This is a genomic window from Candidatus Magnetobacterium casense (assembly GCF_019173545.1).
GTDB lineage: Bacteria > Nitrospirota > Thermodesulfovibrionia > Thermodesulfovibrionales > Magnetobacteriaceae > Magnetobacterium > Magnetobacterium cryptolimnobacter.
The window spans coordinates 1-8,948 of sequence record NZ_JABXWD010000137.1 but is presented as its reverse complement, the minus strand read 5'-3'; the positions used below and the strand labels follow the sequence as shown (position 1 = coordinate 8,948).

The following is an 8,948-nucleotide window of genomic DNA, read 5'->3' as shown; positions in this document are numbered from 1 at the left end:
TGGACATGCCTGGCGTCCATTACGAGTACAAACTGATCGATATCAGGACGATCCCCTGTGAGCGGTTTCTGTACTCCGGCGTGCCTCAGGAGATAGCCATGTCGATCTTGTGCGACAGAGGGGAGCGGGACGAGCGGTCATTTGCAAGGGAGATTTTAAGGGAACTGGTGGCAAGTGTTATCGGAGGATTAGACCTGTCGATGTATATAAAGGAAACAGAGGTCTTTTCAAAGTTGAGAGATATGCAAGAGATCATAATAGAGGAGGTGGATAAGATGCCGATAGTATACGACTTGGAAACGGATATAAGGTTCATGCAAGGAGTGCAGAAGGGCATAGAGAATGGCCGGGTAGAAGGCCGGGTAGAAGGCCGGGTAGAAGGCTTGTCAGAAGGTCAGGTAAGAGGTATGCAAAATTCGATTGAGATTTTGCTGAGGAGAAAATTTGGCGAACGTGGTTTATCGCTTATGCCTAAGATCAAAACTTATAAAGATGAAACCAAGCTTTATGCGATAACTGATGCACTGATAACGGCAAATGACATCATGGAAATTGAAGAGCTACTGTAGTAACGAAGCAGGGGAGGGCAAGCCTCCCTCGTGCCTGCCCCTCCCCGTGGCTGATTTGCGTTTATAGATGCTCCACTGACTTGGCACGCCTTGTTCAACGTAGCCTCCGGAGCTGATCGTGTTGCCGTCCATAAACCACATGTAGACATCACCAGTTGAGCCGTCCTGCAAGAGCATGTCATTGATGCCGTCGCCGTTGTAGTCGCCGGAGGTATTCATGTCCCAGGAATCGGCGCCTGACCTGTGCTCCTTTAGCGGTGCCATTACACTGGCCGCACCAGCTTTAGGCTTCACGAAGTCTGCACCCTTTATCGTTATACCATCCATTTGCAAGATCGCCACGTCGCCCGTTGTGGAGCTCTGCCATATGACGTTGCTCTTGCCATCGCCGCTAAAGTCCTTCTTCGGCTTCTTACCGGTGATGGCCTTCTTAAACTCGATGGCAAATATCTTCTCCGCCGTCATCGTGACCGTACATATGATGAAGACCATGGTCGAATATGCTCTGGTTATGGACCAGAGAATATTACCCGCCTTAGACGGTTTGCCGTCGCCATTATCACATACAAGGAAGTACGCAGTGTAGCAGAGAAAATGCGAAAACTTAACCATAGTGTCCGTATGGTCTTTGACTATTTGCGAATGTCAAAAAACTCAGCACATTTAAGGACATGACGTGAGAACAAATTTACCGTGCCGGCGGCTTTAAGGTCATTGATAGGAAGAAAGCAAAGAAAGGGGGTTACAACTACCTGGTAGGGTTCAAGGTAGACAAGTGGGACAGCGCATACGCTCTTGTTCTGGACCCTGTGTTGTCTTATTCCACCTACTTGGGGGGGAGTGGCAGTAAAAGTGGTAATGATATAGCTATAGACAGCGCTGGTAACGCCTATGTCAAGGGAGCAAAGTGATCAATCTTGGTTCAGACAATCCCTATGTTTACTTAAAATTAATCACACGTCGTAGAGGATGACGCTCCAGACTGGTTCGCTGAGGTTGTAAAGGGGGAGGATCGTTGTTGTTGCCTCAAGGTGCCTGATGGCGTCGTATATCTTACGCCCGGAGTACTCGGCTGCAATTACGATCACGTCGGGCTTGAGGGATTCGATGTCCTCGTACCTGCAGACGTTGTATCGGCCAACCTGTGCCTGCTTTATGTCCCCGTCAACGATCCCGATTACGTCTAACTCGCTGTGTCGGTTAAACAGTGCGATCACGTTGTCGGCCATGGTGCCTCGTCCACCGTAGATCAGTACACACTGACCCGCCATGACCATGTTGCCAATGGCACGCTCCAGGCAGGCGATGTACAGAGGTGGAAAGTCCGCCTTAAAGGTGCCGTCTATGCCCATGTCGTTTACAATCAGCCCGCTGTAAAAGCACGGCAGCGTTGCAAATGCCCCGATGTCGTTTGCTAAAAATGCGGTCGCAACGGCTTGTATGTATCCTGCGGGGATTATCAGGTTGAGCAGTGGGATGATGTAGTCACCGTCGTCGATGACGGGCATGGCGCTGCGGATATAGTCTATGATTCGGGGATCGGTGCGGCGTGTGTTGACCTTTTCGTTTAGCATCACACCGGTGATGTTTTCCTTCTTGCGCTGCAAGGGGTTGTGATGCAGGCAGGCGAGTTGCAAAAACGTCCTAACCGCCGTGATTGCGGTCTCCGGTGAATGGGCATCGCCACTGAGCAGGCTGTAGTTTATGTCGTAACACTCCAGGGTGTCGGGGACAAGGTGAAACGCCGTCTGTTCACTATCGGCGGCGTCCGCTTGTGACAATTGCCGCAGGAGCGACATTGCCATATCGTTGTTGTCGTACCGGATGGTCTTGATGGCGGCTCTGGTGCTGCGGTGTGTTTTGGGTCGTGACTGCTTAAGGGGCAAGCTGCCAATGAGCGTTTCGAGGCGATTGCGGACCGTGTGGGTGGAGTGTGCAATGTCGTAGATGCGGTTGGACATCTCTTGTCTGATGCGGTCGTGCGTGAGGAAGTAGAGTATCTTGTCGTTTAACTCCTCCAGGGTGCTGAAGTAGGCAATTCCGGCATCATCGGGGAACAATCCAACCAGTTCGGGGTTTTGGTTGACGAGCTGGAAGGCGCCACACCCTGCCGCCTCAAAGTGGCGCAGTTTGGTCTGGTAGTTCAGGATGTCCTCATCACCGTCGCCGGAGAAACCGAAATTGAGGACTATCCTTGCCCGATTGTAGGCCTCGGCCATCTGCACGCTTGAGAGGATGCCGCCGTAGCATTGTTTGAGTACCGGATGTCTGTCCCACCCCGGACCAAAGACCGTAAGGCTGTAGCCATGTTCCTTGCCGTGTGCATACACGCTCTCAAGTACCCTTTGTCTGAGGCGTCCGTCGCGGAGGCATATCTGAGGGTTTTCCCGGCTGATCAGGTTTTCGCCAACGTACAGGACATCGTAGAGTTTATCTGCCCCGTCGATGCGGTTAAAGAACAGGGGGTTAAAGCTCCAAGGCATAAAGATGAAGTTCTCCCCCCTGCCCTCCGCCTGTCGCCGCCTGAGGGCGTTGAGCGAGTGCGTACCCACTATGTCAAACCGGTGGTCGTAGGGGGTGTTTTGTTTATACCACAGCTCCGGTTCATCGTCTGCGTAGAAGGCCGCTATCGGGGTGCCTCCACCCCGGACCAGGTCAAAGAATCTGTCCGAAAAATCCGAGTTTATCGCATCGGGGTAGAAGAACATGCAGTCGTAGTGTCTTTGCCTCAGCACCCTGAGGATATAGAACTCGTGGTAGCCGTTTTTGTAGGCGTTGAGCATCGGGGTGACGTCTATAAACGTTGCATCGTACATCCGCCCTGCCGTTTCGACCCAGTTGTCCCTGACATACCGAATAGAGAGCGCTCCAACCATTACAACTGAAAGGGGGATATCAGTTTCTGAAGTAACGTAAGTACGTTTCAATAGATCAATACCGGAATCAGCGTCATATCAGCTTATTTCTTATGGCATACTTTATCAATTCCGTTTTTGTCTTGAGCTTCATCTTGTTCTTAATCCTGTCTTTATAGGTGGAGACGGTCTTGAGATTGATACCGAGTTCGGCGCCGATATCTTTGAGGAGCATCCCGGAGGCCAGCATCAGCATCACCTGATACTCCCGCTCTGAGAGCGCTTCATGGGGCAGTTTTTCCTGTTGAAACCTGTCAACGTGTCTGGCCAGCTTCTGTGCCATCTCCGGGGTAATGTACTTGTTGCCTGAGGCCACGGCCCGTATAGCATCAACCAACTCATCTGCCACCGTTGACTTGTTTATGTAACCGGCAGCACCGTTTTCAAAGGCGCGTATGGCAAACTTATCATCAGGAAGCATGCTTAGTATTATAATCTGAAGTTTTGGGTTCCTGGCCTTTAAAGCCTCAAGAATGTCAAAGCCGCTACCGTCAGGTAGTGATATATCCAGGATAACAACCTCACAATCGACCTTGCCTATAAGCTCCATACACTCGGAAACACTGCCGGCCTGAGCAACTATACTCATGTCACTCTGAGTAGAGAGGATATTTTCGATCCCCTTTAAAACAACAGGGTGATCATCTACTGCCATAATCTTAATCATAATCCTAAGCTCCTTTGGGTATTGTAAAAATTAACTGAATGTATAGCCAAATATATACAAGCATAGCAAAACATACAGGCAAAAAACTACTTGACAAAGCAATAACATTCATGGTAGGTTTAAACCGTAAAGTTGATCTTTGAGAGATTGGTTATGAGGTTGTAATTTCAAAACCCAAATTATGTAAAAACTAATGGGTTTAAGTGAAACTATAACGAAGCTGGCTTTGCTGGTTGAAATTTCTACAGCTATTTCATAGAGTAGTTGGTGTCCAATGCTATGAATAGAACAATTGTTGTAGATGGGTACGGATGTTAAGTAGGATAAAGATAATCTAAAATACCCTGGATTATCGGATGTAATGTCTATCTTTAATCCTGAATTAACAATCTCCACAGGAGCATATGGTCCCTGTGTTAAAAAACTAATTTGCATTGGATTTTCCATAGTTGTTCATAAAATTAGTAACTATAGAGACCGTTACCTGGGTACCAACACCCTTTTCTCCTTTTATGCTTATCTCTGCTCCTATCATCAGCGCCCTTTCTTTCATTCCCATAATGCCGAATGAACCTGTCTCCGATAACTCGGAGTCACTTATGCCATCGCCATTATCTCTTACCGACAACCTCAAGCATATATTATCCTCCTCTATTATAACAAAAATCTTGGAGGCATTTGAATGGCGCATAACGTTTGTCAGGGACTCCTGAAATATCCTGAACAGCGCTATCTCACTGTTACTGTCCAGCTTTATATTATTTGTGTTGCTACAAAGCTCACAGGAAATCCCGCTGCGTTGCTGGAAATTTTCCAGATAAGACCTGATTGCCGGCAGCAGCCCCAGTTTATCCAGCTCCATTGGCCTCAGATTAGTGACTATCCGGCGTATGCTGCCAAAGGCCGCATCTATGGAGGACGATATCGACAACAGCTTATCAATGGCAGAGCTGTCATGCCTTGATGCTGTCATCTGTGCTATCAGCAAAGACACGTCGATCTTTAAGCCGGTCAGTATCTGTCCCAGGTCGTCGTGGATATCACGAGCGAGGATGATTCGCTCATCCTCGCGTGAGGAAATCATCCTCGATGTGAGCATATGCAGCTTCTGCTCTGTCTCTTTGCGATGGAGTATCTCAGCCCTAAGGCGGTTTTCCATTGCTTTGCGGTTGGTTATATCACGCGCCACGACGACGACCGTCCCGACCTTGCCGCTGCCGTCATATTCAGGGAATAATCGCCAGTTAAAAAAGTATTTGCCACTGGGGCTTTCAAGCTCAAATTCGAATTCCTGGGGTTGACCTGTTTCAAAGACCTTACGTCCATATACATTATGGCAGCAGCTTTTGTCTTCTGAGATTCCAAATAGCTGACATGTCTTTCCGATGAGTTCTTCGTGACTCTCCGGCAAATATAAACTAATGGCAGGATTTATGTACAGGTATTCGCCCTTTGAGTTAATGCGTGCTATGATATCTTTGCTGCTTTCTGCCAGGGTGCGATATTTTTCTTCGCTCTCACGCAGGGAGTTTTCAACTTGCTTACGGTCTGTGATATCCCGGCTTATTCCCAATATCCCGATAAGGTTTCTTGCACTGTCAAATACTGGTGCCTTTATGGTGTCGAAGTACGTGACGCCTTCCTGGGTTGTCATTTTTTGCTCACATCTGCACAAGCTATTTAGGCGTACAACCTCGTCGTCACTCTGCCTTACCGTTTCAGCAAATGATGGCGGGAAAAATTCTTCAGAACGTTTGCCTGTTAAAGACTCTCTGGCAAGCCCCATGAACTCCTCATATGCCCTGTTAACCAGGATTAAACGTCTGTCTTTATCCTTAAAGTGGATTATATCAGGTATGGTGTTAATCAACGCATCTAACTGTGCGTTGGTTGCCAACAAACTCTCCTCGATACACTTACGCTTTGCTATTTCTTCATTTAGCGGTTTTGTTATTCTGTTTGTTATCCATAATGTAGCCACTACTGCCAGACATAAATCTATTACTATCTCACGGTACTCACTATTTGGTTCGATCTCTCTTGCAGCAAACATGACTGAAACTGTTAGCAAGACAGACACAAACACCTCTGAGAAAAATACTATTTTTCTTATGTACATACCTTTTCCGTATCACATGTCACATATTCAACACTCCCATTCCTAACAAATTAATCTATCATACTCTGAAGACTTTTTGCAAATGCACTCCGAAGGTCGAAGGTTTTTTCTTTTCTATACTTTCGCACTTTTTCCTAAATAGGCGTTTTGTACGGCTTGAAAAATGGATTCCCGCTTTCGCGGGAATGACAGCAAATGGCGTTTTTGGCCCGTCCATGCCTGCCCCTGGCTCGAACAGGGGTCATTCCTGTGTAAACAGGAATCCAGAAACTGCGAAACCATAGTTCTTTTTTATCTGACGATGCAGCCGTTGTTTCCAACCCCTGCGACGATTGTGGCACCGGCCAGCAGGGCAACCCTCTCCACTTCGTCGTAGCCGCTGCCGTTTGGATTGCTGTAGGGGATCACCACGCCGGCAAACTGATACCTCTGCCGGAGGTTGACGGCAAAATCGCTCAACAGCTCGTACCTGAAGTCTGCCGTGTTGCTAAAGACATGCATCCGCTCCGGGGCAATCAAACCGTCAAAGACGCCGACAAACCGCTCATGTAGCATGAGATGCACCTCGTAGGGCATGTCGTTGAGTTGTCGCAGCAACTCCTGCGTCAACGTGTACGTGGCACTCTGGAGCAACAACACCCGTGCCCCGGGGGACAACCGTGTACCTAACCTGTCCCTGAACACCACCCTGAATTCCCCGCCAAACTGCCCGGCCTTTGCCCTACCCCAACGCTGGTAGGCAAGCGTTACAAACCGCTCAAGTTCTTCGGCGCTGAAATGGTTCGTACGTGCCACGGCAGTCTTTGAGCCATCGTAGCGGTCCCAGTCATGCGTGGTGATCCAGCCCCTGTCCTGATACATCTCATACATCCTGGTGCCGGGAAACGGCGTGGCTATTGAAAACTGTACAGAGTCCGCCACCAGACTGCACGCCAGGTCTATCGTGCGCTCGATCCCCTCAACCGTGTCGCTGGGAAGGCCAAACGTAAAGGTCAGATGCACCTTTATGTCGATTTCTTTCGTGAAGCGGACAATCTCTCTGACCCTGTCCAGGTCCAGACGCTTCCCGATCTCATCCAGCACCGTCTGGTCTGCCGACTCAACCCCGTACTTGAGGCTGTACAGGCCGGCATCCTTGAGGGCAACCAGCATCTGCTCATCCATCAGGTCGGCCCTGGCCATGATCCCCCAGGGGATGTTCGACAACCCATGCTCCCTGATCAGTCGGGCCATCTCAAGGACGTGTTGGCGGTTGACGTTAAATGTGTCGTCATCTATGTAGAAGCTCCGGTATGGATGCCTGGCGACGTTTGCGGCTATTTCATGCACCACGTCAGTGGCAGGACGCCTGCGATACTTGTTGCTGCGGTAGACCACCTGCGGCCAAACGCAAAATATACACTTAAACGGACATCCACGCGTTGAGGTTATCTGTAGTTGCGGTCGTTGCAGCCCACACACGCCATCGTGGTAGTTGTCCAGTGGCAATCCATCGCGATGAGGCCAGGGGAGGTCTTCTAAGTCTGTCAGCGCACCGGCGGGGGTTTTCAGCACGCCATCTCCCAGGCGACAGAGCAGATTGCCAAGTCCCTCCGGTGACCGTGAATCACGGATGGCAATGAGCAGCTCGTTTACCGGCACTTCGTACTCACCATAGACGGCGTAGTCTATCTCCGGATGGTCTGACAGAAACCCCTCCTGTTGCAGCTCGAAGTGTATCCCGCAGAAGATGACAAGCGTCTGTGGCAGGATGGCCTTTATGTCCCGGGCAACCCCGAGATCGTTTCGCAAGCTGGGTGTTGAGGTTTCGATGACAACTGCCCGGGGATTAAACCCCTCCACGTACCGGTAAAATGCGTCATAGCCCTCACCCATTGCAATGCTGTCTCTGATGACGGCCTCAAACCCGCTCCTGGCAGACAGAGCACAGGCAGTTGCAAGAAATATCGGAAACGGCATGTATCCGCCAACCATATCCTCCCCGTAGCATGGCAGCGTGTGGGGCCAGCGGGACCCCGCCCGTATCCCGCGCCATCCCCTGCCCGTGACATCACGCTCGTGCCACGGAACATTGGCAAACAGCACCCGCATCAATGCGCCCTTATGTGCAGATTGAACATGTCATCTCGCTTGTCACTTTTTATGGTATCACAGCATGTGATGTTTTGCAAGCAATATATTAAACGCTGTTGTTTGCCATACCCCAATATAGGTATCCTCTTAAAAAAGCATGGTAAAATGTTTCGCAGGAAGGGGTCAAGGGGGCTGGCCCCCTTGCAGGGGGTTCTGAAGGGGGGCGGAGCCGCCCCTTTCTTTCTTTTGCTACCATGAAATATAAAGAGGATACGTATACTATATTTTTAGGAATTCGCTTGGGCTTAAGACTAAAATGCCTTCATACTGAGAAAAGGAAAAATGTTTGCGGTCTCCGGTAATAAGCACATCAGCCTTAGCCGTTAAAGCCGTGGCAAGGTAAACTTCGTCGTCAGGGTCAAGCAGATTAAAAGAGTATTGCGCTGGTTCAATTATCGTAGCTGCTTTTAAAATCTCTGAAAGAATGAGTTTAAACTCGCTAACGGCTCCAGGTTTAAACTTAATTCGCGATATTACTTCTTGATACTCTTGAACAATGCCCGATGAAAGGAAAATCTCATGTTTTGAAATAACATTTTTCAGTA

At 49.3% G+C, this 8,948-nt stretch carries 7 protein-coding genes and 1 pseudogene; 2 read left to right on the top strand and 6 right to left on the bottom strand.

The window, feature by feature from the left end; all coding sequences use genetic code 11:
- Positions 1-569, top strand: a pseudogene (locus HWQ67_RS08835) (hypothetical protein); the annotation flags it as partial.
- Here the strand turns inward: HWQ67_RS08835 and HWQ67_RS08830 are convergent.
- On the bottom strand, positions 561-1,181 hold the full coding sequence (locus HWQ67_RS08830) for a hypothetical protein (RefSeq protein WP_218252319.1): 621 nt from the start codon (positions 1,179-1,181) through the stop codon (positions 561-563). The pseudogene HWQ67_RS08835 and the gene HWQ67_RS08830 overlap by 9 nt on opposite strands.
- A gap of 197 nt (positions 1,182-1,378) precedes the next feature.
- Here HWQ67_RS08830 and HWQ67_RS20505 point away from each other — a divergent pair, with 197 nt between their 5' ends.
- Positions 1,379-1,480 carry an SBBP repeat-containing protein gene (locus HWQ67_RS20505; protein ID WP_425340714.1) on the top strand — a complete coding sequence of 34 codons (102 nt, stop codon included), beginning with the start codon at positions 1,379-1,381 and terminating at the stop codon, positions 1,478-1,480.
- A 42-nt stretch (positions 1,481-1,522) separates the two neighbouring features.
- Here the strand turns inward: HWQ67_RS20505 and HWQ67_RS08820 are convergent, their stop codons facing one another.
- The 5 genes from HWQ67_RS08820 to HWQ67_RS08800 form a co-directional block, all read right to left on the bottom strand.
- Positions 1,523-3,445 carry a glycosyltransferase gene (locus HWQ67_RS08820; protein ID WP_218252317.1) on the bottom strand — a complete coding sequence of 641 codons (1,923 nt, stop codon included), beginning with the start codon at positions 3,443-3,445 and terminating at the stop codon, positions 1,523-1,525.
- Between the two features lie 73 nt (positions 3,446-3,518).
- Complete coding sequence (locus tag HWQ67_RS08815; protein ID WP_218252316.1) at positions 3,519-4,151, bottom strand: response regulator transcription factor; 633 nt, start codon at positions 4,149-4,151, stop codon at positions 3,519-3,521.
- Positions 4,152-4,575: 424 nt separating this feature from the next.
- On the bottom strand, positions 4,576-6,204 hold the full coding sequence (locus HWQ67_RS08810) for a PAS domain-containing sensor histidine kinase (RefSeq protein ID WP_218252315.1): 1,629 nt from the start codon (positions 6,202-6,204) through the stop codon (positions 4,576-4,578).
- Between the two features lie 357 nt (positions 6,205-6,561).
- Positions 6,562-8,361, bottom strand: coding sequence for a B12-binding domain-containing radical SAM protein (locus tag HWQ67_RS08805; RefSeq protein ID WP_218252314.1), 1,800 nt, complete (start codon positions 8,359-8,361; stop codon positions 6,562-6,564).
- A gap of 261 nt (positions 8,362-8,622) precedes the next feature.
- Positions 8,623-8,948: putative toxin-antitoxin system toxin component, PIN family (locus HWQ67_RS08800; RefSeq protein ID WP_218252313.1), on the bottom strand; the 326-nt coding region annotated here is incomplete at its 5' end.